Consider the following 24682-nt stretch of genomic DNA (forward strand, 5'->3'; position numbering starts at 1 on the left):
CAACCGGAGCACTTCAGCGATGACTTCACCTGCGCCCGTCACCCTCGACCAGGTCTCGGCAGGACTGGCATCTGTGGCTTCAGCCGCCCCCTTGCCACTGCAGCACTTCACCCTGAGCAACGGTTTGTCCGTCTACCTGCGGCCAGACCACACCAACCAGCTGGCCGCCGCGCAACTTTGGTATCACGTGGGTACCAGCCATGAGCCCGCGGGCCACAGCAACCTGTCCCACCTCCTGGAACACCTGATTTTCGAAGGCAGCAGCAAACTTGCCGCCGGCCAATACTCGCGAGTGATCGCCCGCCTGGGCGGCAACGCCAATGCCAGCACCCATGAAGAGGCGACGGCGTATGAGATAACGCTGCCGGTCGCTCGTCTGCCAATCGCATTGGAGATCATGGCCGATGCCATGAACAGCGCGACCTTCGGCCAGGCAGAACTGGACCGGGAAAAGAAAGCCGTCGAGGACGAAAGGCGCCTCAAGTTGGACAACCACCCAGACCAACAGGCGTACGACCTTCACCTGGCGCTGGCCCATGGCGGCAATGCCTATGGGCTACCGAGCTTCGGTTCCCTGGCCGACCTTGCCGATATAGGACTGGAAACGCTGCGAACCTGGTATGCAACCTGGTACCGGCCCAACAACGCCACGCTGGTGGTGGTTGGCGGCATCGACCTGGCAACCCTGCGCACCCAGGTGGAGCAGCACTTCGCCGGCCTGCCGAGCGCGCCAGTGCCGAAGCGCCCCGCACCACGGCAAGCCCAGCCGTTGCAGGCGCGCACGCAAACCGTGAGCCTGCCCGGGTTACGCGAAGGGCTGTTCATGTCGTTCAACGTTCCGAGCAGGGCCACCGCAGCGGATGCAGCCACCGCCCCTGCCCTCGAGTTGATCCGCGAGTTGCTGGCCGAGGGGTTCAGCGCCAGGCTCTACAGTGACCTGGTGCGCGACAAACGCCTGCTCACCGGCATCAGCATCACCTATCAGCCCTGGTTGCAGGGTGACACGCTGCTGACCCTGTCAGCGTACGTGAACAGCATGAACAGCACGCCAGAACAGGCTGCACACGCTGTTTGCCAGCACCTCGAAGCACTGCGCAACACTGCGGTGCCCACTGCTGAGCTTGAACGCGCGAAATTGCGCATGCTTGCCCGCCGCCTGTTCACTGACAGCCAGGTGGCCCAAGCCGAGCGAATCGGCGAGGCCGCCGCTGCCGGCATCGCCGTCGCGGCCGTGGACCAAGACATCCAGATCATCCGCGACCTCGACAGCCAACAGGTGCAGCAAGTGGCACTTGCCTACCTGGGGCGCGAACGGTTGACCACCAGCTACCTTCAGCCAGGAGCAACAGCATGATCCAGGTACCCTCCCCGGCCCCCTTGCCGCTGACGTGCAACGGCCCGGCTGACGACACCGCCTTGGCGGCCATGGCCAACCTGCACTCGGCACAGGGTATCGACCTTGGCCACATTCCAGACCTGCAGGCCCACCCTGAGCACTGGCGAACGGCAGAAGGCACCCGCGTCAGCTTCCTCGCACGCCATGACCGGCCCATGTTCGACCTGGCATTACGCTTTCGCGCAGGCAGCGTACTCGACGGCGCCCACCCTGGGCTTGCGGCACTTGTGCTGTACAGCCTCGACCAAGGCACCGGGCAACTCGACGCCACGCGGTTCGCCGAGGATATGGCCGGTTTCGGCGCCATCCTGGGCAGGAGGATCAGCGACGACAGCGCCCTTGTCACCCTGCGCGCCCTGAGCCTGCCGGCACTGCGCGACAGCGCGATGCAACTGCTGACCGAGATGCTGGCCAGCCCGGCATTGCGCGCGGGCGATGTGGCCAAAATCGGCGAACGGCTCGTATTCAGCCAGGCCAGGTATGGCAACCATCCGCTGCTGCGGATTACCAAGGCGGCCACCGCGCATATCTTCAGCGGCCACCCCTACGCGGCCACCCTGACGGCGCAGACCATCGCCAGCATTGGCGATGACCAGATCCGGGCGTTCCACCAACAGGCGTATTCGGCCAACAACCTCGACATCGGCCTGGTGGGCAACCTGACCCGCGAGGAAGCACGGCAGCTTGTCGACGACCTGGTCCGGGCCCTGCCGCAAGGCTGGGCGGCGCAACGCACGCCATCGGTTCCCGACTACCAGGCATTGGACCTGAATCTCGCTGCGGCCAGCAGTACCACCCAGGCAACGCTCACTCTTGCAACGAACGTATCGGCCCAGGATCCGGTGTTCCCAGCCCTGTATCTGCTCAACGCAATCCTGGGCAGTAGCTACGAGTCGCGCCTTACCCAGGAATTGCGCACCCTGCGCAACCTCACCTACGCCATCTCCTGCGACTTGAGGCCGCTGGATGCCGCCAGCCAGTTGCAGATCCACTGGGATATCGCCCCCCATTACCGGGATGCCTCTGGCGCGCTGGTGTCGGCGATTCTGGCATGCCTGCGTGAACACGGCCCCAGCCAGGCCGAATGCGACATGGCGGTGAACCAGATCGCCGGTAAACTGCACGACAGCCTGGCAGACCGCGCGAGAATGGCCCAGGCCTTGGCCACCTACAGCCACCAAGGCTTGGCGCCAGACCACCTGGGCACCTTCCTCGGTAAACTGTCGGCGCTTACGCCTGCCAATCTGCGTGAAGCGGCGCAAGTCTGGTTGCAGGCCCCACAGGTATTCGTCACCAGCGGCCCGGTTACCGAGCAATTGCCATTACCCAAACCGACCGCGCTCGACCAATAGCGCAGGTACAAAGGCGCTGTTTCGTGGCACTCTAGGCCGGCACATCACGAGTCGCCCAGCATGCCTAGCTTCAGCGCCCCTTTCCGTCCGGCCATCGGCCTGTCCAACCCGCATCTGCAAACATTGTGGGGCCCCCTGTGGCGCAAGCTGCCAGCGCTTGCGCGCAACCGGGAGCGCCTGTGGCTGGCTGATGGCGACTTCATCGACCTGGACTGGCATGGCCCGCACCAGCCGCAGGCGCCGCTGGTACTGGTGTTGCACGGGCTGACCGGTTCCTCTGACTCACCCTATGTGAAGGGCTTGCAGCAAACCCTGCAAGCGCGGGGCTGGGCCAGCGTGGCGGTGAACTGGCGCGGCTGCTCGGGCGAACCCAACCTGTTGCCCCGAAGCTATCACTCCGGCGCCAGCGAAGACCTGGCGGAAATCATCGGCCACCTGCGCGCCCAGCGCCCACTGGCACCGCTGTATGCGGTGGGTTATTCGCTGGGCGGCAATGTGTTGTTGAAATACCTGGGTGAAAGCGGCGTCGCCAGCCAGCTGGAGGCTGCGGTAGCGGTCTCGGTACCGTTTCGTCTGGACCACTGCGCAGACCGCATCGGCCAGGGATTTTCCAAGGTGTACCAGGCGCACTTCATGCGCGAAATGCTGGCGTATGTACAACTCAAGCAGCGGCACTTCCATGCACAGGGCCAGCATGACCGGTTGGCCGAACTCGACCGCCTGGGCCAGCTGAGCAACCTGCGCACGTTCTGGGAGTTCGACGGCAAGGTCACGGCCCCCTTGAACGGTTTTCGCGATGTACACGACTACTATCGCCGCTCGTCGAGCCACTTCTTTCTTGGCCAGAACCGCACGCCAACGCTGATCATTCAGTCCAGTGACGACCCGTTCGTGTCCAGCCACAGCTTGCCGACCGCGCGGGAACTGGCCCCCCAGACCCGTTTCGAGCTGCACCGCCGCGGCGGCCATGTGGGCTTTGTCGATGGCAGCCTGCGCAGGCCCGGGTACTACCTGGAACGGCGGATTCCGCAGTGGCTGGTGGAGGGCCAGTAACGCCGCTCCATGCCAGACGTACCTATTCGCCAGTGGCCACCCCATGCTCCGGATCAGTGATCCACTCACTCCACGACCCGGCATACAGCTTGCCCAGCGGGTAACCTGCCAGCGCCAGCGCAAACAGGTTGTGACATGCCGTCACCCCCGAGCCGCAATAAGACACCACGTGCTCCGGTGCCCGCCCGGCCAGCTTTTCGGCAAAGCGCTGCCTGAGCTGATCGGCCGGCAAAAAGCGCCCGTCAGGCCCCAGGTTGTCAGTAAACGCCGCGCACTGCGCGCCGGGGATATGCCCTGCCACCGGGTCGATGGGCTCCACCTCGCCGCGAAAACGCGGCAATGCCCGCGCATCGATCAGGGTCAGGTCTGCATTGCCCAGGCGCTTGGCCAGGTGGTCGGCATCGATCAGCAGCGCGGGGTCTGGCTTGCCGCTGAACGTGCCTTGGCGCTTGGGTGCAGGGTCCAGGCTCAGGGGCAGGTGCGCTGCATGCCAGGCCTTCAGGCCACCGTCCAGGATCGCCACGCCACTGCGCTTGCCCAACCAGACCAGCAGCCACCAGGCACGGGCAGCAAAGGCGCCGGGGCCGTCGTCGTACAGCACCACTTCGCTATCGTTGTCCACACCCCACTCACGCAAGCGCTCGACCAGCCGCTGCGCATCGGGCAACGGGTGGCGCCCGGTACGCCCCTTGCTCACCGGCCCGCTGAGATCGCGGTCGAGGTCGGCAAAATGTGCACCGGCTATGTGCCCTTGCGCATAGCTGCGTTGGCCATAGTCGACATCTTCAAGGGCAAAGCGGCAGTCGAGGATCACCGATTTGGGCGAGCCCAGACGCTCGGCCAATTGTTGCGGGGTGATCAATTGCGCAAGGGGCATGACAATCTCCTGATCAATGGCACTAAAGCAATGACACTGGCGCCCCGGGCTACAGCTCCAGGGCCTGGTTGAACGGTACCTGAAATTCCTGGCACAGCGCGTCCACCGCGTGGCGGGCACTGTCGGTGACGAAACCCAGCTCCAGCACCAGTACCTGGTAGACGCCGCGCATGAAGGCTTCTTCACCCAGGTGCGCGGAGTGCTCGCGGGTGGTACTGAGAAAACGTACCCACGAGGTCAGCACGATCCAGGCGTTGATGGTCAGCGATTCGATCTGCGCCGGCGCCATGGCCAGGATGCCTGCCTCGACGAAGCCGCGATAGATCGCCTGGCCCTGGCGCAGGCAGCGCTCGGAGAAGCGCCGGTAGCGGGCGGCCAGTTCGGCATCGCTGTCCAGCAGATGCTCCAGGTCGCGGTGCAGGAAGCGGTAGTTCCACATCGCCGCCAATAGCGCCTTGAGGTAGAACCGCTTGTCTTCCACGGTCGCCGCACGCCCCTGCGGCGGGCGCAGGAAACTGTCCACCAGTTCTTCGTACTGGCTGAACAACACCGCGATGATCGCCTGCTTGTTAGGGAAGTGGTAATACAGGTTGCCGGGCGAAATTTCCATGTGTGCGGCAATGTGGTTGGTACTGACGCATCTCTCGCCCTGCTGGTTGAACAGCTCCAGGCTGTTCTGCACGATGCGCTCTCGGGTCTTCATGCGCGGGGCCATGCTCAAGCTCCCAGTCTGCAGGCGTTGATAAAGGTTCATCTTACGGCGATTCACCCGGCTGATACACCGGTCTCTGCAAGGGTAATACTCGCGCCAACGCAGAAATTAGAGTATAGACTCTAGAAACCTCAAGCTCAGCCAGGAGACCGCCGTGACCTCGCCCATCGCCTTGCCTGCCGTGCATGCCGACCACGCCCTGGAGGCGACATTCAGCGCCCAGCGCCAGGCGTTCGCCGGCAACCCTCTGCCGCCGGCAACACAACGGCGGCAGTGGCTGAAAAGCTTGCGCGAGGCCCTGCTGGCCAACCAGCAGCAGCTCATCGCAGCAATCGATGCCGACTTCAACGGGCGCAGCGCCGATGAAACGTTGCTGGCCGAGCTTCTGCCCTCGGTGCAGGGCATACGCCATGCCGAGCGCCACCTGCAACGCTGGATGCGCCCTTCCAGGCGGGCCGTGGGGCTGGCATTCCAGCCGGCCAGCGCGCGGGTGCTTTACCAGCCGCTAGGCGTTGTCGGCATCATCGTGCCGTGGAATTACCCGCTGTTTCTCGCCATCGGCCCGCTCACCTGTGCCCTGGCCGCTGGCAACCGGGTCATGCTCAAGCTCAGCGAGGCCACCCCGGCTACTGGCCAAGCCTTGCAGGCCCTGCTGCAACGGGTGTTTCCCGAGGACTTGGTCAGTGTGGTGCTTGGCGAGGTCGAGGTCGGCCAGGCGTTCGCCCGCCTGCCCTTCGATCACCTGCTGTTCACCGGGGCCACCAGCATTGGCCGCCAGGTCATGCTGGCGGCCGCGCAAAACCTGACGCCGGTGACCCTGGAGTTGGGCGGCAAATCCCCGGCCATCGTGTCGGCCAGCGTACCGCTGGAAACAGCCGCCGAGCGCATCGCCTTCGGCAAGACGCTCAACGCCGGCCAGACCTGCGTCGCCCCCGACTACGTGCTGGTGCCGCGCGAGCGCCTGAATGCTTTCGCCGATGCCTACGGCACCGCCGTGCGGCGCATGTACCCTCGCATTGCCGACAACCCTGACTACAGCGCCATCATCAACCCCCGGCAACTGGCACGCCTTGAGCACCTGCTGCAGGACGCGCGCGGCAAAGGTGCGCAGGTGAGCGACCTGTACGCCCACGAGACACGCCAAGGGCGGCGCCTGCCGCCACACGTGCTGACCAAAGTGAACGACACCATGCAGGTCATGCAGGACGAAATATTTGGCCCGCTGCTGCCGCTGGTGCCCTACGACACGCTCGATGACGCGCTGGCCTACATCAACCAGCGCCCGCGGCCTTTGGCGCTGTACTACTTCGGCTACGACCGCGGCGAACAGCAACAGGTGTTGCAGCACAGCCATTCCGGCGGGGTATGCCTGAACGACACCTTGCTGCATGTGGCTCAGGACGACCTGCCGTTCGGTGGCATAGGCCCCTCGGGCATGGGGCACTACCACGGCCACGAAGGCTTCCTGACATTCAGCAAGGCCAAGGCGGTACTGGCCAAGCAACGCTTCAACGCCGCACGGGTGATTTACCCGCCTTACGGCAAAGCCCTGCAGCGCCTGGTCTACAAGTTGTTCATCCGCTGAGGCCCGGGCCATGCATCGTCGTGACCTGCTGCGTTTCAGCGTTGCCGCGAGCACCTTCCTGGCCGGTGCCAGCCTGGTGGGCTGCAGCGCACAAACGGCCGCGCCGGGCTTTCAGGCGCTGCGCCACGATGACCTGCCACTGCTGCGCGCGCTGATACCGGTGGTGCTCAGCGGCACGCTGGCCACCGATACGCTGGTACTGCGCAGCCTCGATTACAAGCTGGCAGCGCTGTCGCCGGAGATGCTCAAACTTACCCGGCAATTGTTCGACGTGCTCAGCCTGCCGCTGACCCGCGGCCCACTGACCGGCATCTGGGGTGCCTGGGCCCAGGCCGCGCCCGCCCAGGTCGAGGCTTTCCTGCAGCGCTGGCAGGGCAGCTCGCTGAACCTGCTGCGCATGGGCCATGCCTCGCTGCTGCAACTGCTGCAAATGGCCTGGTACGAGCGCCCCGAGTCCTGGGTCGCCTGCGGCTACCCCGGCCCACCGAAAATCTGAACACGACAAGAGCATCGCCAATGCCTGTGCCTGACTCGTTTCGCCAAGGCCTCGACCGCGGCTGGATCACCCACGACGCCTCACGCCTGGAACACGACCTGCAACTGCACGCCGATATCGCCGTGATCGGCAGCGGTGCCGGCGGCGCCACCAGCGCACAGCGGCTCAGCGCCGCGGGCTTCAAGGTCTTGCTGATTGAAGAAGGCCCGTTGAAGACCAGCAGCGACTTCAAGCTGCTGGAGCACGAAGCCTATGCCAGCCTCTATCAGGAGGGCCTGGGGCGCATGAGCAAGGATGGCGCCATTACCATCCTGCAAGGCCGTGCCGTAGGCGGCACCACGCTGGTGAATTGGACGTCGAGTTTTCGCACCCCGCCGCAGACCCTGGCGCACTGGGCCTCGGCCCATGGCGTACAAGGGCTCGGCGAAGATAAGCTGCGCCCTTGGTTCGAGCGCATGGAACTGGAGCTGGGTATCACACCCTGGGCCATGCCACCGAATGCCAACAACGACGTGCTGCGCCGTGGCTGCGAACAACTGGGTTATCGCTGGGCAGTCATCCCGCGCAACGTGCGCGGCTGCTGGAACCTGGGTTACTGCGGCATGGGTTGCCCGGTGAATGCCAAACAATCGATGCTGGTGACGCGCATTCCCGCCACCCTCGAACAGGGCGGCGAGTTGCTTTACCTGGCCCGGGCCGAGCGCTTCAGCCACAACGGCGAGCGCATCCAACACCTGACCTGCCAGGCCCTGGATACGCAAGGCATCCACCCGACAGGTCGGCAAGTGACGGTACACGCGCGCCATTACATCCTGGCAGGCGGCGGCATCAACAGCCCGGCCCTGCTGCTGCGCTCCAATGCCCCCGACCCGCATGGCCGCCTGGGCAAACGCACCTTCCTGCACCTGGTCAACTTCAGCGCCGCACGCTTCAACGAACGCATCGACCCCTACTACGGCGCGCCGCAGTCGATCTACAGCGACCATTTCCAGTGGCAGCACGGCACGGAGGGGCCGGTGGGCTACAAGCTCGAAGTACCGCCGCTGCACCCGGCCCTGGCCAGCACCCTGCTGGGTGGCCATGGCCAGGACAATGCCCGGCGCATGGCCGAACTGCCCAACACCCATGTCATGCTGGCCTTGCTGCGCGACGGGTTTCACCCGCAAAGCCAGGGCGGCAGCGTTGAACTGCGCGGCGACGGCTCCCCCGTGCTCGATTACCCGGTCACCGACTACCTGCGTGACGGCTTGCGGCGCGCCTACCGCAGCATGGCGCAGGTCCAGTTCGCCGCCGGCGCGGTCGAGGTAACCCCGGTGCACAGCGATGCCAGCGGCGCTGCCAGCCTGGAACAGGCCTTGGCCATGATCGACCGCCTAGCTTTGGAGCCTTTCCGTACGCGCCTGGGCAGCGCCCATGTGATGGGTGGTTGCGCCATGGGCGAAGACCCGCGCCAGGCGGTGTGCGACAGCCTGGGCCGCCATCACCAGCTGGAAAACCTGTCGGTTCACGACGGCTCGCTGTTCCCCACCAGCATCGGCGCCAACCCGCAGCTGTCGGTGTATGCCATCAGCGCCAGGCTCAGCGAAGCGTTGGCTACCCGCCTGGCACACAACGCATGACAACGAATACACGCCCTGTCTATAGTGCCATCAGCCGGCCGCATGACTTGGCCGGGGCGCCGTCGCTGCGCTACCATCCGACTCCCCAACGCACTCCAGCCAGGATGACGCGATGAACCGAGTGTTGTACCCGGGTACTTTCGACCCCATTACCAAAGGCCACGGCGACCTGGTCGAGCGCGCTTCGCGCCTGTTCGACCACGTGATCATCGCAGTGGCGGCCAGCCCGAAGAAAAACCCGCTGTTCCCGCTGGAGCAACGTGTCGCGCTCGCCCGTGAGGTCACCAAGCACCTGCCCAATGTCGAAGTCATCGGCTTTTCTTCGCTGCTGGCGCATTTCGCCAAGGAACAGGGCGCCAATGTGTTGCTGCGCGGCCTGCGTGCGGTTTCCGACTTCGAATACGAGTTCCAGTTGGCGAACATGAACCGGCAACTGGCACCCGATGTCGAGAGCCTTTTCCTGACGCCGTCGGAGCGCTATTCGTTCATTTCCTCGACCCTGGTCCGGGAAATCGCCGCATTGGGCGGTGATATCAGCAAATTCGTCCACCCTGCGGTGGCCGAGGCGCTGACCGAGCGTTTCAAGAAGCAAGCCTGACCGCCTGATTGTCGCGCCCGCGTGCACTGCGGGCGCGAATGCGGCACAATTGTGCCCATTGCGTTGAACATGCCCGGGCGCTGAGCCCCGGCCGGAGTCCCCATGTCCCTGATCATTACCGACGATTGCATCAATTGCGACGTCTGCGAACCCGAGTGCCCGAACGAGGCCATCTCCCAAGGCGAAGAGATCTACGTGATCGACCCCAACCTGTGCACCCAGTGCGTGGGTCATTACGACGAGCCGCAGTGCCAGCAGGTCTGCCCGGTCGATTGCATCCCGCTGGATGAGGCGCACCCGGAAACCGAAGAGCAATTGATGGCCAAGTACCGGCGTATTACCGGCAAGGCCTGAACCCTCAGCCCTGCGCGGTTTCTGTAGGAGCGGCCTTGCGTCGCGATGGGCCGCACAGCGGCCCCGGCGGTTTCTGCGCAAAAGCCGAAGTTTCTGCGCAAATGCTGGTTTCTGCGCAAACGCTGAAATTTTGGGGGCGCTTCGCACCCCATCGCGACGCAAGGCCGCTCCTACAGGACGGCAATCACCTGTAGCCTCAGCGCTGGCAGCGTGGGCAGAACACGCTCGCCCGCTGCCCCAGTTTCACTTCGCGCAGCTCCGTACCGCATACCTTGCACGGCTGCCCAGCCCGCCCGTACACGAACAGGGTCTGCTGGAAGTACCCCGGCTGCCCGTCACCGCCGATGAAATCGCGCAAGGTGGTACCGCCCTGCTCGATCGCCGCCGCCAGTACCCGCTTGATCTCGATCGCCAGCTTCAGGTAACGCGCCCGGGAAATCCCCCCTGCCGCACGGCGTGGATCGATGCCGGCAGCGAATAGCGCCTCGCTAGCGTAGATGTTGCCCACCCCCACCACCACCGCGTTATCCATGATGAACGGCTTGACCGCCATCGAGCGCCCACGGGACAGCTGGAACAGCCGCTCGCCGTCGAACAGGTCGGTCAACGGCTCCGGCCCCAGGCGCAGCAGCAGCTCGTGGCGCAACGGGTCCTGGCTCCAGAGCATGGCACCAAAACGGCGAGGGTCGGTGTAGCGCAGCATCAGCCCCGACTCCAGCTCGATATCGACATGCTCATGCTTGGCCGCCGGCAAGCCCTGCTCGACCAGGCGCAAGTTGCCCGACATGCCCAGATGGCTGATCAGGGTGCCGACTTCGGCATTGATCAGCAGGTACTTGGCGCGCCGTTCGACAGTGACGATGCGCTGCCCCGACAGGCGCACATCGAGGTCTTCGGGAATGGGCCAGCGCAAGCGCCGGTCACGCACCACCACGCGGCTGACGCGCTGGCCTTCCAGGTGCGGCGCAATACCGCGCCGGGTGGTTTCTACTTCGGGTAGTTCCGGCATGTGTCAGTGCCCGCCCAACTCACGAATGTTCTGCTTGAGGTTTTCGAAATCGTAATCCGACAGGCCAATGTAATCGAGCACCAGCGGGCCGACCACACGCCATTCGTGGTCGACTGCCTGGTTGCCCAGCACCCGGTAGGAGGCACAGATATGCTCCGCCATCTTCAGCACCGCCAGCAGGTTTTTCAGCTGGCTCTGGGTGTTGCGCGCAGTGTCGTCGCGGAACACTGCCAGGGCATTGTGGTGGTTGGCGATGGCGGCAGTGAGGTGCTCCGGCAGGCGCCAGGACTTGGCGGTGAAGTAGCCGACCACCGAATGGTTGGTATTGAAGGCGCGGTTTTCGGTATCCACCACTCGCGTTTCGCCGCCGGCCTTGGCATAGGCTTCTTCCAGCACCTCCATGTAGTTGGGGAAGCGCTTGAGCATCAACGGCACGCCACAGTCGTGGAACAGGCCCAGGGTGTAGGCCTCGTCCGCGGGCTGGATACCGGTGCGCTTGGCCAGGGTCAGGCAGGTCATCGCCACGTCCTGGGCGGTATCCCAGAAGCGGTTGAGGGTAACGATGGTCTCGTCGCTCATCTCGCCTTTGATCGACTGGGCGTTGATCAGGTTGATGATCGAACGGCTGCCCAGCAGGTTCACTGCGCGCTGGATCGAACCGATCTTGTTGGACAGGCCAAAATGCGGCGAATTGACCAGCTTGAGCAAGGCGCCGGACAGGCCTGGGTCCTGGGAAATCAACTTGGCGATGGTTTCCAGGTCCGGGTCAGGCATGTACTGCTCGAACTGCAGGTCAACCATGATCTGCGGTTGCGGCGGGATGGTGATGCCTTGCAAGGCTTGCTGGATCTGTTCGGCGCTGAGTTCTTGGGACATACGTGCACACTCGTTTAGGACGGTGGATTCTAACCCAGTTGGCCGTGCCGGCGCTTTGTCGTACCTCGAACCGAAGTGCCGGCCAACAGGGTATAATCCCGCTCTTTTTTCCCGGAGCGACGTCATGTCCCTGCCCAGCCTTCGCCTCAAAGCCAATGCCGACCGCCGCCTGCGCGCCGGCCACCTGTGGGTCTACAGCAACGAAGTCGATGTCAGCGCGACCCCACTGCAAGGCTTCCAGGCCGGCCAGCAGGCCATTCTCGAGGCGGCCAACGGCAAACCGTTGGGCATCGTCGCACTCAGCCCGAACAACCTGATCTGCGCACGCCTGCTGTCGCGCGACATCAAGCTGCCGCTGGACAAGTCGCTGCTGGTGCACCGCCTCAATGTCGCCCTGTCGCTGCGCGAGCGCCTGTTCGACCAGCCGTGCTACCGCCTGGTCTATGGCGATTCCGACCTGCTGCCAGGGCTGGTGGTCGACCGCTTCTTCGACATCCTCGTGGTTCAGCTGGCCTCGGCCACCATGGAAGCGCACAAGGACGACGTGATCGCTGCCCTGGTGCAAGTGCTCAAACCAAGCGGCATCCTGTTCAAGAACGATTCCGCCGCCCGCGACGCCGAAGGCTTGCAGCGCTATGTGGAGACCGTCTACGGCCAGGTGCCGGACTGGGTGCCGCTGGAAGAGAACGGCGTCAAGTTCGAAGCCCCGGTGCGTGAAGGCCAGAAGACCGGCTGGTTCTACGACCACCGCATGAACCGTGCGCGCCTGGCGCCGTACGTCAAGGGCAAGCGTGTGCTCGACCTGTTCAGCTACATCGGTGGCTGGGGCGTACAGGCAGGTGCTTTCGGCGCCAGCGAAGTGTTCTGCGTCGATGCCTCGGGCTTTGCCCTGGATGGCGTGGAGCGTAACGCGGCGCTGAACGGCATCAGCGAAAAGCTGACCTGCATCGAAGGCGATGTCTTCGAAGCCCTGCGCGAACTGAAGGCTGCCGAAGAACGCTTCGACGTGATCATTGCCGACCCACCCGCGTTCATCAAGCGCAAGAAAGACCTGAAGAACGGCGAGGCGGCCTACCGCCGGCTGAACGAACAGGCCATGCGCATGCTGAGCAAGGACGGCATCCTGGTCAGCGCCTCGTGCTCCATGCACCTGCCCGAGGACGACCTGCACAACATTCTGCTGACCAGCGCCCGCCACCTGGACCGCAACCTGCAGCTGCTCGAGCGCGGCGGCCAGGGCCCCGACCACCCGGTGCACCCGGCCATTGCCGAAACCCGCTACATCAAGAGCATCACCTGCCGGTTGCTGCCAAACAGCTGATATCTGCCAAAATGGGCCGCCGCGCGGCCCTTTCCTGCTGCAATCTCCCCGCCAGCCATCCACATCTGCATTCCTTCGCCGCGCCAGGGGTGTAGAATCGGCCTATTCATCGCCAGTCATCCCCGGCGGGTTTATGAGCTCTGGTCAAGCCCGCGGCGATCCCGCGCAGTCTTCGGCCTCATCCGTGCCAGTGGCAACCGGCCTGCGGTACAAAGGACAAGAGAAGCTCACTCCCCTTTTTGTGACCTGATTAAGCCGCCAGGAGTGTTTCATGCCTGATTATCGTTCCAAGACTTCCACCCAGGGCCGCAACATGGCCGGCGCCCGTGCCCTGTGGCGCGCCACCGGCATGAAGGACGAAGACTTCAAGAAACCGATCATCGCCATCGCCAACTCGTTCACCCAGTTCGTCCCGGGCCACGTGCACCTGAAGGACCTGGGCCAGCTGGTCGCCCGCGAAATCGAACGCGCCGGTGGCGTGGCCAAGGAATTCAACACCATCGCGGTCGACGACGGCATCGCCATGGGCCACGACGGCATGCTGTACTCGCTGCCCAGCCGCGAGATCATTGCCGACGCCATGGAATACATGGTCAACGCCCACTGCGCCGATGCCATCGTGTGCATCTCCAACTGCGACAAGATCACCCCCGGCATGCTGATGGCCGCCCTGCGCCTGAACATCCCGGTGATCTTCGTCTCGGGCGGCCCGATGGAAGCCGGCAAGACCAAGCTGGCCAGCCACGGCCTGGACCTGGTCGACGCCATGGTCATCGCCGCCGACTCCAGCGCATCCGACGAGAAAGTCGCCGAGTACGAGCGCAGCGCCTGCCCGACCTGCGGTTCGTGCTCCGGCATGTTCACCGCCAACTCGATGAACTGCCTGACCGAAGCCCTGGGCCTGGCCCTGCCGGGCAACGGCTCGACCCTGGCCACCCACTCGGACCGCGAGCAGCTGTTCCTGACGGCCGGGCGCACCATCGTCGAACTGTGCAAACGCTACTACGGCGAGAACGACGAGTCGGTACTGCCACGCAGCATCGCCAACTTCAAGGCGTTCGAGAACGCCATGATGCTCGACATCGCCATGGGCGGCTCGACCAATACCATCCTGCACCTGCTGGCCGCGGCCCAGGAAGGCGAGGTGGCCTTCGACCTGCGCGACATCGACCGCCTGTCGCGCAAAGTGCCGCAGCTGTGCAAAGTGGCGCCGAACATTCAGAAGTACCACATGGAAGACGTGCACCGAGCTGGCGGTATCTTCAGCATCCTCGGCTCGCTGGCGCGTGGCGGCCTGCTGCACACCGACCTGCCGACCGTGCACAGCCGCAGCATGGAAGAAGCCATCGCCAAATGGGACATCACCCAGACTGACGACGAAGCCGTGCACACCTTCTTCAAGGCCGGCCCAGCCGGGATCCCGACCCAGACCGCGTTCAGCCAGTCGACCCGCTGGGAAACCCTGGACGACGACCGCGAGAACGGCTGCATCCGCAGCTTCGAGCACGCCTATTCGCAAGAAGGCGGCCTGGCCGTGCTGTACGGCAACATCGCGCTGGATGGTTGCGTGGTGAAGACCGCCGGTGTCGACGAGTCGATCCACGTGTTCGAGGGTACCGCGAAGATCTTCGAAAGCCAGGACAGTGCCGTGCGCGGCATCCTCGCCGACGAAGTGAAGGCCGGCGACATCGTGATCATCCGCTACGAAGGCCCGAAAGGCGGCCCGGGCATGCAGGAAATGCTCTACCCGACCTCGTACCTGAAGTCCAAAGGCCTGGGCAAGGCCTGCGCCCTGCTGACCGATGGCCGCTTCTCGGGTGGCACCTCGGGGCTTTCCATCGGCCACGCCTCGCCGGAGGCTGCTGCAGGCGGCGCCATCGGCCTGGTGCGCGACGGTGACAAGGTACTGATCGACATTCCCAACCGTTCGATCAACCTGCTGGTCAGTGATGAAGAGCTGGCTGCGCGCCGTGTAGAGCAGGACAAGAAAGGCTGGAAACCGGCTGAAGTCCGCCCGCGCAAGGTGACCACCGCACTGAAGGCTTATGCGTTGCTGGCGACCAGTGCCGACAAGGGTGCTGTGCGTAACAAAGCGATGCTCGAAGGGCTGTAAGGCTTCGAAAGCATGAAAGGAAAACCGGCGCACTGTGCGCCGGTTTTTTTATGCCTGCACCGGCCTCTTCGCGGGCTCGCCCGCTCCCACAGGGACCGCACAGCATCTGAAAGTCATGCAATGCAAGTGGGAGCGGGCGAGCCCGCGAAAAGGCCGGCCCACTCTACACAAGCCTTACTGGATCTGCTCCGGCGTCACGATCACCCAGTTCTTGTCCGCGGTCACCGGCAACCCTTCCTTGGCCTGCGCCGCCGCCTGCTTGGCAATCATGCCGTTCAACTGGTCCATGTACTTGGCCTTGCGGTTGATCCACAGGTGGATACCGCCCTTGCCGACGTCTACCCCATGAAACTGCATGTAGCCATCACTGGTTGGCGTGTCGCCGCCCACCAGCACCGGCTTCTTCCACTCATCGATGTAAGTCAGGATCGCCGCCTGCTTGCCCGCCATCCAGGTGGCCGGGGTCCACAGGTACGGGGTCAGTTCCAGCCCTTCGTTGGCTTTGGCGTCGTAGTGCCCGGCACTGATCTGCTTGCGCGCGGTGGTCAACTGGCCATTGGCGCGGTCCTTGAGCAGCAGGCTCACGCCAATCACATTCTGCGGCTTCACGTTGTAGCCGTATTTGGGGTCCGAAGCGACCATGCGCACCAACTCCTCAGAGGCGGCAGAAATCACATAGACCTCGATGCCGTTTTCCATCAGCTTGTTGTACAGCTCGGCCTGGCCCTTGAATACCTTGGGCGGCTGCACGTCGATCGCCTTCACCTGGTCGCCATCGTAATAGGTGCTGGGAATCGGCTGGGTCGAAGCCATCAGTTCGTCCACCTGCACCTTCAACTCCTTGAGGGTGAAGCCGGAAAACACCTGGGCGACCCACGGGTAGCACACCATGTCGTCGATTTCGCACAACCGGTAGTAGTAGCTGAACAGGCTTTCCTTGTGCTCGGCGGTGTCCTTGAACGGTATCAGCTTCAGCGACGGGTCAAGCTTGTCACGGCTCAGCAAGCCTTTGTTTTCCATGAACGGCAGCAAGGCTTCTTCCAGGTCATAGCGGTAACTGGTGTTGTCCATGTCGAACACCGCATAGTTACCTTTGTTGGCATTGGCAGCGATCATGCTGTCGAGCTGCCTGGCTGCATCGGCAGGCCAGTGCTTGAGCTCGGTGGCGAAGGTTTCGATACTGAACAGCAGGGACAAGCCGATAGCGGCAGCTTTCACGGCGACTTTCATGTACGAATCTCCTGAAATGATCTACCAACGCTAGTGCAACCCGACCGATGGGCGGCAGTCCACACCGACCTCCAGGCAGCAGTAAACGCCGTGTTCATTGCAATTTGCGACATGGCGTTATTCCATGAACGACTATGCACATTCCATTTGGGTATAAAGTCGTTTGTTTTCAGGCTGTTAGCATTTCAGTTCGCAATCGCTCACAGACGCGATGCCACCCTTTGCTTTCTCTGCTGGAGCTTCAATGAACCTGCCGCTGTCACTCAACCTGCTGGCATTCCTGGCCCTGTTGCTGGGCCTGGCACAAACCCGCCGCACCGACTGGAGCCTGGCCAAGAAGGTCTTGCTGGGCCTGGCGCTGGGGGTACTCTTCGGCCTGGCCCTGCACACCGTGTATGGCGCCGGTCACCCGGTGCTCAAGGCCACCATCGCCTGGCTTGACCTGGTCGGCAATGGCTATGTGGGCCTGTTACAGATGATCGTCATGCCGCTGATCTTCGCCTCGATCCTCAGTGCCGTCGCGCGCCTGCACAACGCATCGTCGCTGGGCCGTATCAGCGTGCTGAGCATCGGCACCTTGCTGCTGACCACGGCCATTGCCGCGTTGATCGGCATCGTGCTGACCAACCTGTTCGGCCTCAGCGCTGAGGGCCTGGTGGCCGGCGCCCAGGAAAGCGCCCGCATGCAGGTCATCCACAGCGACTATGCAGGCAAGGTCGCCGACCTCAATATCCCGCAGTTGCTGTTGTCGTTCATTCCCAGCAACCCGGTAGGCGACCTGGCGCGGGCCAAGCCGACGTCGATCATCAGCGTGGTGATTTTTGCCGTGTTCGTCGGCCTGGCTGCCCTGCAACTGATCAAGGACGACGCCGAGAAAGGCGCACGTGCGCTGTCGGCCATCGACACCCTGCAAGCCTGGGTCATGCGCCTGGTACGGGTGGTGATGAAACTGACCCCATATGGCGTGCTGGCCCTGATGACCAAGGTGGTAGCCAGTTCGAACATGGAAGACATCCTCAAGCTGGGCAGCTTCGTGGTGGTGTCCTACCTGGGCCTGGCGCTGATGTTCGTGGTTCACGGCATCATCCTCGCGGCTACGGGTGTCAGCCCGCTGCGTTTCTTCCGCAAGGTGTGGCCGGTGCTCACCTTCGCCTTCACCAGCCGCTCCAGCGCAGCCAGCATTCCGCTGAACATCGAAGCGCAAACCCGCCGTCTGGGCGTGCCGCAGTCGATTGCCAGCTTCAGCGCCTCGTTCGGCACCACCATCGGCCAGAACGGCTGTGCGGGGCTCTACCCCGCCATGCTGGCGGTCATGGTCGCGCCAGCGGTAGGCATCGATACCTTCGACCCGCTGTGGATCGCCACCCTGGTGGCCATCGTCACGCTGAGTTCGGCAGGGGTTGCCGGCGTGGGCGGCGGCGCCACCTTCGCCGCGCTGATCGTGTTGCCGGCCATGGGCTTGCCGGTGGAACTGGTGGCGTTGCTGATTTCGGTCGAGCCGCTGATCGACATGGGCCGTACAGCGTTGAACGTGAATGGCTCGATGACCGCGGGCGTGGTCACCAGCCAGTTGCTGAAAGAGACCGACAAGGACGTGCTGGCCGGCGATGAACATGCCGAGCTGAGCCATACCTGACAAATCGTCATGCCCTGTGGGAGGGGCTTCTGCCGCGAACACCGGCGTAGCCGGTGCCAGCCACCGCGCTGGATTCTTCGCGGGCACGCCCGCTCCCACATGGGCCGCGTCGCGCTTACGAAGTGAGTTCTCTGCGCGACAGCCCAGGCACTCTCAAACCTTGTTCCAGACCTCGAAGTGGTAAGCCGGCTTACCCTCTTCCTTCTGCGCCTCGCTCGACGCCAGCCTCCATTGCCCCTCATCAAACGCCGGGAACCAGGCATCCCCCTCCGGCGCCAATTCCACCCGCGTCAGGTACATCCGGCTGACCAGCCCCTTCTCCAGCGCCTGCCCATAGAGCTGCGCCCCGCCAATCAGCATCAGCTCATCGACGCCTTTTTCGCGCGCCCACTGTTCGGCCCGCACCAGCGCCTGCTCCAGCGAGCCGAAGACTTCGGCGCCCTGCAGCTGCAGCCCAGGCTGCCGGCTGACCACGATATTCAACCGCCCGGGCAGCGGCCGGCCCAGTGAGTCCCAGGTCTTGCGCCCCATGATGATCGGCTTGCCCAGGGTGGTGGCCTTGAAGTACTTGAAGTCCCCCGGCAGATGCCAGGGCATGGAGTTGTCGATGCCGATCACACGGTTCTCGGCGTGAGCCGCGATCAGGCTAAGGGGAAGTGATGTATTCATGCCAGCGAGGATAGCACCGGGCGTGTGGGTTATGCTTCTGCCCTGACCTGTGCAATGGAAGACCTTGTGACCGCACCGACTCCACTGGACAAACGCTGGCTGACCGAAGCGGTCCGCCTGCGCGAAGAACACGCCGGCCTGCTGGAAGACCAGGCCGCCAACCGTCATGCGCGCCAGCGCGGCGGCGACTTGGCGGCGCGCATCGAAAGCCGGGCGCTGTTCCTGGCCGAACGCGACGGCATGGCCACGGCCCTGCGCCACTGGAAGCAGGGCGCACGCCTGGCGGTGCTGGCCCTGCTGCTGCTAGCCGTGCTCAGCGGCGCCGGCCTGGCCCTGGCGGCGCTTGGCGACGGCCAGCGCCCGGTCAACGTCTTCTGGGCGTTGGGCAGCCTGCTGGGGCTGAACCTGCTGACACTGCTGGGCTGGGCCATTGGTTTTGCCCTCAGCGGCGAACACGGTGCGGGGTTGGGCCGTTTGTGGCTATGGCTGAGTGAGCGCTTCGCCCGCGATGCCAAGGCCGCGCACCTGGGCCCGGCACTGCTGGTACTGCTGCAGCGCCAGCGCCTCAACCGCTGGCTGCTAGGCCTGCTGGTACACAGCCTGTGGCTGCTGGCGATGCTCTGCGCGCTGGGCATGCTGCTGGCTCTACTGGCCACCCGTCGCTATGGCTTCGTGTGGGAAACCACCCTGCTCGCCGCCGACCCGTTCATCCAACTCACCCAGGCGCTGGGCGCGCTGCCTTCGCTGCTGGGCTTTGCCGTGCCCGACGAGGCCATGATCCGCGCCAGTGGCGACAGCCAGCCGGCCCTCGACGTGGCGCGCCAGGCCTGGGCCAGCTGGCTGCTCGGCGTGGTGCTGGTATATGGCCTGTTGCCCCGCGTGCTGCTGGCCGGGTTGTGCCTGTGGCGCTGGCGCCAGGGCCGCCAGCGCCTGACCCTGGACCTGAGCCTGCCGGGTTACGCCCAACTGCGCGAAGCGCTGATGCCGCGCAGCGAGCGCATCGGCGTGCAGGACGCGGCCCCCGAGGCGTTGCCAGGGTTCGCCGCCGAGCAGTTGCAAAGCGCCAGCAGCGGCGCCCTGCTGGTGGGCCTGGAACTGGACGACCAGCGGCCCTGGCCACCCCGCCTGCCCCCAAGCGTGACCGATGCCGGTGTGCTCGACAGCCGCGAGTCGCGCAACCGCCTGCTCGAGCAACTCAGCCGCTTTCCGCCGGCACGCCTGGCCATCGCCTGTGACCCGCGCCGCTCGCCCGACCGCGGCAGCCTGGCGCTGCTCGCCGACCTGGCACGCAATGCTGGGGCCACGAGGGTCTGGCTGCTGCAGGCAGCACCCGGCCAGGCGCTGGACGCTCGGCGCCTGGGCGACTGGCATGAAGCCCTTGAGCGGCTGGGCCTGCCCTATGCCGACACCTCACCGCTGACCTGGCTGGAGCATGGCCATGACTGAGCCGCTGAAATTGGCCGTGGTCGGCCACACCAACGTTGGCAAGACCTCGCTGCTGCGCACCCTGACCCGCGACGTGGGCTTCGGCGAGGTGTCCCACCGCCCCAGCACCACTCGCCATGTCGAAGGCGCGCGGCTGTCGGTGGACGGCGAACCGTTACTGGAGCTTTACGACACGCCAGGGTTGGAGGACGCCATCGCCTTGCTCGACTACCTGGAGCGGCTGGAGCGCCCGGGCGAGCGCCTGGACGGCCCTGCCCGCCTCGAGCGGTTCCTGCAAGGCAGCGAAGCGCGCCAGCGTTTCGAGCAGGAAGCCAAGGTGCTGCGCCAGTTGCTGGCCAGCGACGCCGGCTTGTATGTGATCGATGCCCGCGAGCCAGTGCTGGCCAAGTACCGCGACGAACTGGAGGTGCTGGCCAGTTGCGGCAAGCCACTGTTGCCGGTGCTCAACTTTGTCGCCAGCCACCAGCACCGCGAGGCGCAATGGCGCGAAGCCCTTGCCCGGCTTGGCCTTCACGCGTTGGTACGGTTCGACAGCGTAGCCCCACCCGAGGACGGCGAACGCCGCCTGTACGAAAGCCTGGCCCTGCTGCTGGAAAGCGCCCGCCCGGCTTTGCAACGGCTGATCGACGACCAGCAGGCCCAACGCCTGGCCCGCCAGCACAGCGGCAAGCGCCTGATTGCCGAACTGCTGCTGGACTGCGCTGCCTGCCGGCGCAGCGTCGATGCCGAACCGGCGGCCGAAGCCCGGGCCATCGAAGCGCTGCGCCAGGATATTCGTCAGCGTGAGCAACGGTGTGTCGAAGCCCTGCTCAAGCTGTATGCCTTCCGCCGCGACGATGCCCACGCCAGCGACCTGCCGCTGCTGGATGGGCGCTGGGGCGATGACCTGTTCAACCCCGAAACCTTGAAGCTGCTGGGCGTACGCCTGGGCAGCGGCGTAGCCGCCGGCGCAGCGGCAGGTGCCGGGGTCGACTTGCTGGTTGGCGGGCTTACCCTGGGGGCAGCGGCACTGGCCGGGGCGCTGGCCGGCGGTGCGTTGCAGACGGCGCGCAACTATGGCGCGCGCTTGCTGGGCAAACTCAAGGGCAAGCGCGAGTTGACCGTGGACGATACGGTGTTGCGCTTGCTGGCCTTGCGTCAGCAGCAGTTGATGGTGGCCCTGGACAGCCGCGGGCATGCAGCGCAGGACAGCATCAGGCTGGGTGAGCTGGATGAAAAGGCCTGGCGTGAGGGCAAGCTGCCAGAGGCACTGGTCAGGGCGCGGGCGCATCCACAGTGGTCCACCCTGAACCCGGGGGCGAAGCTGAACCAGGCCGAGCGCCAGGAACAGCTGGAGGCGCTGGTGTCTCAGTTTTGAACGGGCGGCGAGCCTGAGCCGCCCCATACGCACCAGGCAGGCCTTTATTTGCGCAGCAGGCGCAAACCGTTGAACACCACCAGAAGGCTCACGCCCATGTCGGCAAATACCGCCATCCACAGGGTGGCCATGCCGGCAAAGGTGATCGCCAGGAATATGGCCTTGATGCCCAGCGCCAGAACGATGTTCTGCAGCAGGATCGCCCCGCTTTGCCGCGACAACCGAACGAAGGCCGGGATTTTCCGCAAGTCATCGTCCATCAGCGCCACATCGGCGGTTTCGATGGCGGTATCGGTGCCGGCCGCGGCCATGGCGAAACCGATCTCGGCACGGGCCAGTGCCGGCGCATCGTTGATGCCGTCACCGACCATACCCACCCGGTGGCCCTGAGCATACAAGGCTTCAATGCTTTGCAGTTTGTCGGCCGGCAGCAGGTTGCCCTCGGCGCGGTCGATGCCTACCACGGCGGCAATGGCCTGGGCGGTGTGCGGGTTGTCACCGGTCAGCATCACCGTCTTGATGCCCAGCTCATGCAGTTCGGCAATCGCCTGACGGCTGCTTTCCTTGACCGTGTCGGCCACTGCAAACAGCGCCAGCGGGCCGCTGGGGTCGAGTAGCAGGACCACGGTCTTGCCCTGGCGCTCCAGCCCATCCAGGCGGGCCTCCAACTCGGGCGAACACAGCCCCAGTTCCTCGACCAGGCGGTGATTGCCCAAGTGGTAGACCTGGCCGTCGATGGTGCCACGCACGCCCCGCCCGGCCAGGGCGGCAAAGTCGTCGACCTCGCTCAAGGCCAGACCTTGCTGCCTGCCGAACTGGGCAATGGCTCGCGACACCGGGTGGTCCGAACGCTCGCCCAGGCTGGCGGCCAAGGCCTGGGCGCGGCCTTCGAACAGCGGCGCCAGCACCTCGGCGTCGGTCTGGGCAGGTTTGCCATGGGTGATGGTGCCGGTCTTGTCCAGGGCCAGGAAGTCCAGGTGGCGGCCGCCTTCCAGGTAAATGCCCCCCTTGACCAGAATACCCTTGCGCGCAGCGGCGGCCAGGCCGCTGACGATGGTCACCGGGGTGGAGATCACAAGGGCGCACGGGCACGCCACCACCAGCAGCACCAAGGCGCGGTACACCCAGTCGAACCAGGCACTGGCCATGAACAGCGGCGGCACCACCGCCACGGCCAAGGCGATGGCGAACACCACCGGCGTGTAGATGCGCGAGAAGCGGTCGACGAAGCGCTGGGTCGGCGCCCGTGCCCCTTGCGCCTGCTCCACAGCCTTGATGATCCGGGCCAGGGTCGACTGCCCGGCAGCAGCGGTCACGCGAAACTCCAGCGCCCCTGCCTGGTTGATGGTGCCGGCAAACAACTTGTCGCCGACCGCCTTCTCCACGGGCAGGCTTTCGCCGGTGATCGGCGCCTGATCGACGCTGGATTGCCCACTGGTCACTTCACCGTCCAGGCTAATGCGCTCGCCAGGGCGCACCCGCACCTGTGCACCGATGGCTACCTCACGCACTGGCAGCTCACGCCACTGGCCATCGGCTTGCTGCACCGTCGCCATGTCCGGCGTCAGTTGCATCAGGCCGCTGATGGCATTGCGCGCACGGTCCAGCGAGCGGGCCTCGATCAGCTCGGCGATGGTGAAGAGCACCATCACCATGGCTGCCTCCGGCCACTGCCCGATCAGCACCGCACCCGTGACGGCGATGCTCATCAGGGCGTTGATGTTGAGGTTGCGGTTTTTCAGGGCGATCCAGCCCTTTTTGTAGGTGCCCAGACCGCAGCCGAGTATGGCTGCGAGTGCCAGCGCGGCCACCACCCACTCCGGCGCAAGCGCAAAAAAGTGCACGATTTCCGCGGCGATTGCCGCAGTACCCGCCAACGCCAGCGGCCACCAACGGGTTTTCGCCGGTGCCGATGCGCTGGCGCTGCCGTCGTCTTCGGCGCCCAGCGGCTCGGCTTTCATGCCCAAGCTGTCGATAGCCCGCTCGATTTCGGCGGTACCACCCAAGGTGTGGCGCACGCCAAGCACGCGGTTGATCAGGTTGAATTCCAATTGCTCGACGCCAGCCAGCTTGCCGAGCTTGTCCTGGATCAAGGTCTGCTCGGTGGGGCAGTCCATGGCATCGATGCGGAAGCGGCTGAGGTGCGCGTGGCCACTGGCCTGCTCGCTCAACTGCACCAGCGCCGGCGCAGCTTCGGCACTGCAGCAGCTGTGCCCATGGGCATGATCGTGGTGGTGACCGTGCTTGTGTTCGTGGCTGACAGGCTGGTTCATGGGGGGTCCTTAAAGTGAGCCTGTTGCCAAGTGAACACCCTGTAGCCACTATAGGGTCAAGCCATTAGCGGGGAATTTGGTAATGAAGATCGGTGAACTGGCCAAAGCCACTGACTGCGCGGTGGAAACCATCCGCTACTACGAGCGGGAAAACCTGCTGCCCGCACCTGCGCGCAGCGACGGCAACTACCGCCTCTACACCCAGGCGCATGTCGAGCGGCTGACGTTCATCCGCAATTGCCGCACGCTGGACATGACCCTCGATGAAATCCGCAGCCTGCTAAGCCTGCGCGACAGCCCGGCTAACGCGTGCGGCAGCGTCAACGCGCTGATCGACGAGCATATCGAGCATGTGCAGGCGCGTATCGACGGGCTGGTAGCGTTGCAGGCGCAGTTGGTGGAATTGCGCCGGCGCTGCAGCGCACAGGGGGCAGAATGCGCGATCTTGCAGCAACTGGAGACGAATGGTGCGGTAACGGTGCCGGAAACCGAGCATTCGCACGTGGGCCGCAGCCACGGGCATTGAGGAACACGATCTCCCGTAGGAGCGGCTTCAGCCGCGAACACCGGCAAAGCCGGTGCCAGCCACCACGTCGCCTGCTTCGCGGGCGCGCCCGCTCCCACAGGTTAGGGTGCTGGCTTCAAGCTCACGCTGCAGATGTAGGAGCGGCCTTGTGTCGCGAAAGGGGCGCAAAGCGCCCCCGGCCATC

The 24682-nt window shown here is 64.7% G+C and carries 21 protein-coding genes; 14 read left to right on the top strand and 7 right to left on the bottom strand.

The genetic code is table 11. From position 1 onward, the window contains the following. Nucleotides 1-19: 19 nt before the first annotated feature. The 3 genes from K4A76_RS22345 to K4A76_RS22355 are packed head-to-tail and all read left to right on the top strand — an operon-like array spanning nt 20 to nt 3801. Nucleotides 20-1354, top strand: coding sequence for a M16 family metallopeptidase (locus K4A76_RS22345; RefSeq protein WP_274411165.1), 1335 nt, complete (start codon nt 20-22; stop codon nt 1352-1354). After that, nucleotides 1351-2748, top strand: coding sequence for a M16 family metallopeptidase (locus K4A76_RS22350; protein WP_274411166.1), 1398 nt, complete (start codon nt 1351-1353; stop codon nt 2746-2748). The genes K4A76_RS22345 and K4A76_RS22350 overlap by 4 nt, the downstream gene beginning before the upstream one ends. 60 nt (nt 2749-2808) lie before the next feature. Next, nucleotides 2809-3801: a hydrolase gene (locus K4A76_RS22355; RefSeq protein ID WP_009683352.1), complete on the top strand. Its 993-nt coding sequence runs from the start codon at nt 2809-2811 to the stop codon at nt 3799-3801. Between the two features lie 22 nt (nt 3802-3823). On the opposite strand, the gene K4A76_RS22360 is transcribed toward K4A76_RS22355, so the two are convergent. Together K4A76_RS22360 and K4A76_RS22365 are read right to left on the bottom strand one after the other, a co-directional pair. Beyond that, nucleotides 3824-4678 carry a sulfurtransferase gene (locus K4A76_RS22360; protein WP_064314825.1) on the bottom strand — a complete coding sequence of 285 codons (855 nt, stop codon included), beginning with the start codon at nt 4676-4678 and terminating at the stop codon, nt 3824-3826. A 49-nt stretch (nt 4679-4727) separates the two neighbouring features. Next, the gene (locus K4A76_RS22365) at nt 4728-5393 is read right to left on the bottom strand and encodes a TetR/AcrR family transcriptional regulator (RefSeq protein ID WP_029887460.1); all 666 of its coding nucleotides are present in this window, start codon (nt 5391-5393) and stop codon (nt 4728-4730) included. A gap of 151 nt (nt 5394-5544) precedes the next feature. Between K4A76_RS22365 and K4A76_RS22370 the strand changes: the two genes are divergently transcribed. The 5 genes from K4A76_RS22370 to K4A76_RS22390 all read left to right on the top strand — a co-directional run bounded on the left by K4A76_RS22370 (nt 5545) and on the right by K4A76_RS22390 (nt 10042). Next, nucleotides 5545-6975 (top strand): coniferyl aldehyde dehydrogenase, encoded by a 1431-nt coding sequence (locus K4A76_RS22370; RefSeq protein ID WP_274411167.1) that lies wholly within the window; start codon nt 5545-5547, stop codon nt 6973-6975. Nucleotides 6976-6985: 10 nt separating this feature from the next. Beyond that, a complete protein-coding gene (locus K4A76_RS22375; protein ID WP_274411168.1) occupies nt 6986-7471 on the top strand; it encodes a twin-arginine translocation pathway signal protein in 486 nt (161 codons plus the stop codon). Between the two features lie 20 nt (nt 7472-7491). Next, nucleotides 7492-9090 (top strand): GMC family oxidoreductase, encoded by a 1599-nt coding sequence (locus tag K4A76_RS22380; protein ID WP_274411169.1) that lies wholly within the window; start codon nt 7492-7494, stop codon nt 9088-9090. A 112-nt stretch (nt 9091-9202) separates the two neighbouring features. After that, a complete protein-coding gene (gene coaD, locus K4A76_RS22385; RefSeq protein ID WP_009683358.1) occupies nt 9203-9688 on the top strand; it encodes a pantetheine-phosphate adenylyltransferase in 486 nt (161 codons plus the stop codon). A gap of 102 nt (nt 9689-9790) precedes the next feature. After that, complete coding sequence (locus tag K4A76_RS22390; protein ID WP_009683359.1) at nt 9791-10042, top strand: YfhL family 4Fe-4S dicluster ferredoxin; 252 nt, start codon at nt 9791-9793, stop codon at nt 10040-10042. A gap of 196 nt (nt 10043-10238) precedes the next feature. Here the strand turns inward: K4A76_RS22390 and mutM are convergent, their stop codons facing one another. Further along, entirely contained in the window at nt 10239-11051 is an 813-nt protein-coding gene (gene mutM, locus K4A76_RS22395) for a bifunctional DNA-formamidopyrimidine glycosylase/DNA-(apurinic or apyrimidinic site) lyase (RefSeq protein WP_009683360.1), read from the bottom strand. Nucleotides 11052-11054: 3 nt separating this feature from the next. After that, nucleotides 11055-11873, bottom strand: a complete 819-nt coding sequence (locus K4A76_RS22400) for an HDOD domain-containing protein (protein ID WP_174824199.1) — start codon at nt 11871-11873, stop codon at nt 11055-11057. A gap of 178 nt (nt 11874-12051) precedes the next feature. Between K4A76_RS22400 and K4A76_RS22405 the strand changes: the two genes are divergently transcribed. Together K4A76_RS22405 and ilvD are read left to right on the top strand one after the other, a co-directional pair. Beyond that, on the top strand, nt 12052-13248 hold the full coding sequence (locus K4A76_RS22405) for a class I SAM-dependent rRNA methyltransferase (protein ID WP_274411170.1): 1197 nt from the start codon (nt 12052-12054) through the stop codon (nt 13246-13248). Between the two features lie 271 nt (nt 13249-13519). Next, a complete protein-coding gene (gene ilvD / locus K4A76_RS22410; protein ID WP_274411171.1) occupies nt 13520-15361 on the top strand; it encodes a dihydroxy-acid dehydratase in 1842 nt (613 codons plus the stop codon). A 174-nt stretch (nt 15362-15535) separates the two neighbouring features. On the opposite strand, the gene K4A76_RS22415 is transcribed toward ilvD, so the two are convergent. Next, nucleotides 15536-16591, bottom strand: a complete 1056-nt coding sequence (locus K4A76_RS22415; protein WP_054906222.1) for a phosphorylcholine phosphatase — start codon at nt 16589-16591, stop codon at nt 15536-15538. 244 nt (nt 16592-16835) lie between these two features. Between K4A76_RS22415 and K4A76_RS22420 the strand changes: the two genes are divergently transcribed. Further along, complete coding sequence (locus K4A76_RS22420) at nt 16836-18227, top strand: L-cystine transporter (protein ID WP_274411172.1); 1392 nt, start codon at nt 16836-16838, stop codon at nt 18225-18227. Nucleotides 18228-18380: 153 nt separating this feature from the next. On the opposite strand, the gene K4A76_RS22425 is transcribed toward K4A76_RS22420, so the two are convergent. Then, a complete protein-coding gene (locus K4A76_RS22425) occupies nt 18381-18896 on the bottom strand; it encodes a dihydrofolate reductase (protein WP_274411173.1) in 516 nt (171 codons plus the stop codon). Between the two features lie 54 nt (nt 18897-18950). Between K4A76_RS22425 and K4A76_RS22430 the strand changes: the two genes are divergently transcribed. Further along, nucleotides 18951-20342: a DUF2868 domain-containing protein gene (locus K4A76_RS22430; RefSeq protein WP_029887256.1), complete on the top strand. Its 1392-nt coding sequence runs from the start codon at nt 18951-18953 to the stop codon at nt 20340-20342. Next, entirely contained in the window at nt 20335-21699 is a 1365-nt protein-coding gene (locus K4A76_RS22435) for a GTPase/DUF3482 domain-containing protein (RefSeq protein ID WP_029887257.1), read from the top strand. Before K4A76_RS22430 ends, K4A76_RS22435 begins: the two co-directional genes overlap by 8 nt. Nucleotides 21700-21743: 44 nt before the next feature. Here K4A76_RS22435 and K4A76_RS22440 read toward each other — a convergent pair whose 3' ends face one another. Then, on the bottom strand, nt 21744-23972 hold the full coding sequence (locus K4A76_RS22440) for a heavy metal translocating P-type ATPase (protein ID WP_274411174.1): 2229 nt from the start codon (nt 23970-23972) through the stop codon (nt 21744-21746). Nucleotides 23973-24054: 82 nt separating this feature from the next. On the opposite strand from K4A76_RS22440, the gene cadR reads away from it, so the two are divergent. Beyond that, complete coding sequence (gene cadR / locus K4A76_RS22445) at nt 24055-24498, top strand: cadmium resistance transcriptional regulator CadR (protein WP_274411175.1); 444 nt, start codon at nt 24055-24057, stop codon at nt 24496-24498. The last annotated feature ends 184 nt before the right edge of the window (nt 24499-24682 follow it).

Origin of the sequence: Pseudomonas sp. NEEL19, from assembly GCF_028751975.1 — a bacterium.
GTDB lineage: Bacteria > Pseudomonadota > Gammaproteobacteria > Pseudomonadales > Pseudomonadaceae > Aquipseudomonas > Aquipseudomonas juntendi.

Coding starts and splice junctions, on each gene's coding strand:
- K4A76_RS22365 (WP_029887460.1), bottom strand. CDS start 5,393: ATGGCCCCGCGCATGAAGACCCGAGAGCGCATCGTGCAGAACAGCCTG.
- K4A76_RS22375 (WP_274411168.1), top strand. CDS start 6,986: ATGCATCGTCGTGACCTGCTGCGTTTCAGCGTTGCCGCGAGCACCTTC.
- K4A76_RS22435 (WP_029887257.1), top strand. CDS start 20,335: ATGACTGAGCCGCTGAAATTGGCCGTGGTCGGCCACACCAACGTTGGC.
- K4A76_RS22420 (WP_274411172.1), top strand. CDS start 16,836: ATGAACCTGCCGCTGTCACTCAACCTGCTGGCATTCCTGGCCCTGTTG.
- K4A76_RS22405 (WP_274411170.1), top strand. CDS start 12,052: ATGTCCCTGCCCAGCCTTCGCCTCAAAGCCAATGCCGACCGCCGCCTG.
- K4A76_RS22355 (WP_009683352.1), top strand. CDS start 2,809: ATGCCTAGCTTCAGCGCCCCTTTCCGTCCGGCCATCGGCCTGTCCAAC.
- cadR (WP_274411175.1), top strand. CDS start 24,055: ATGAAGATCGGTGAACTGGCCAAAGCCACTGACTGCGCGGTGGAAACC.
- mutM (WP_009683360.1), bottom strand. CDS start 11,051: ATGCCGGAACTACCCGAAGTAGAAACCACCCGGCGCGGTATTGCGCCG.
- K4A76_RS22425 (WP_274411173.1), bottom strand. CDS start 18,896: ATGAATACATCACTTCCCCTTAGCCTGATCGCGGCTCACGCCGAGAAC.
- K4A76_RS22440 (WP_274411174.1), bottom strand. CDS start 23,972: ATGAACCAGCCTGTCAGCCACGAACACAAGCACGGTCACCACCACGAT.
- coaD (WP_009683358.1), top strand. CDS start 9,203: ATGAACCGAGTGTTGTACCCGGGTACTTTCGACCCCATTACCAAAGGC.
- K4A76_RS22430 (WP_029887256.1), top strand. CDS start 18,951: ATGGAAGACCTTGTGACCGCACCGACTCCACTGGACAAACGCTGGCTG.
- ilvD (WP_274411171.1), top strand. CDS start 13,520: ATGCCTGATTATCGTTCCAAGACTTCCACCCAGGGCCGCAACATGGCC.
- K4A76_RS22415 (WP_054906222.1), bottom strand. CDS start 16,591: ATGAAAGTCGCCGTGAAAGCTGCCGCTATCGGCTTGTCCCTGCTGTTC.
- K4A76_RS22380 (WP_274411169.1), top strand. CDS start 7,492: ATGCCTGTGCCTGACTCGTTTCGCCAAGGCCTCGACCGCGGCTGGATC.
- K4A76_RS22350 (WP_274411166.1), top strand. CDS start 1,351: ATGATCCAGGTACCCTCCCCGGCCCCCTTGCCGCTGACGTGCAACGGC.
- K4A76_RS22345 (WP_274411165.1), top strand. CDS start 20: ATGACTTCACCTGCGCCCGTCACCCTCGACCAGGTCTCGGCAGGACTG.
- K4A76_RS22360 (WP_064314825.1), bottom strand. CDS start 4,678: ATGCCCCTTGCGCAATTGATCACCCCGCAACAATTGGCCGAGCGTCTG.
- K4A76_RS22390 (WP_009683359.1), top strand. CDS start 9,791: ATGTCCCTGATCATTACCGACGATTGCATCAATTGCGACGTCTGCGAA.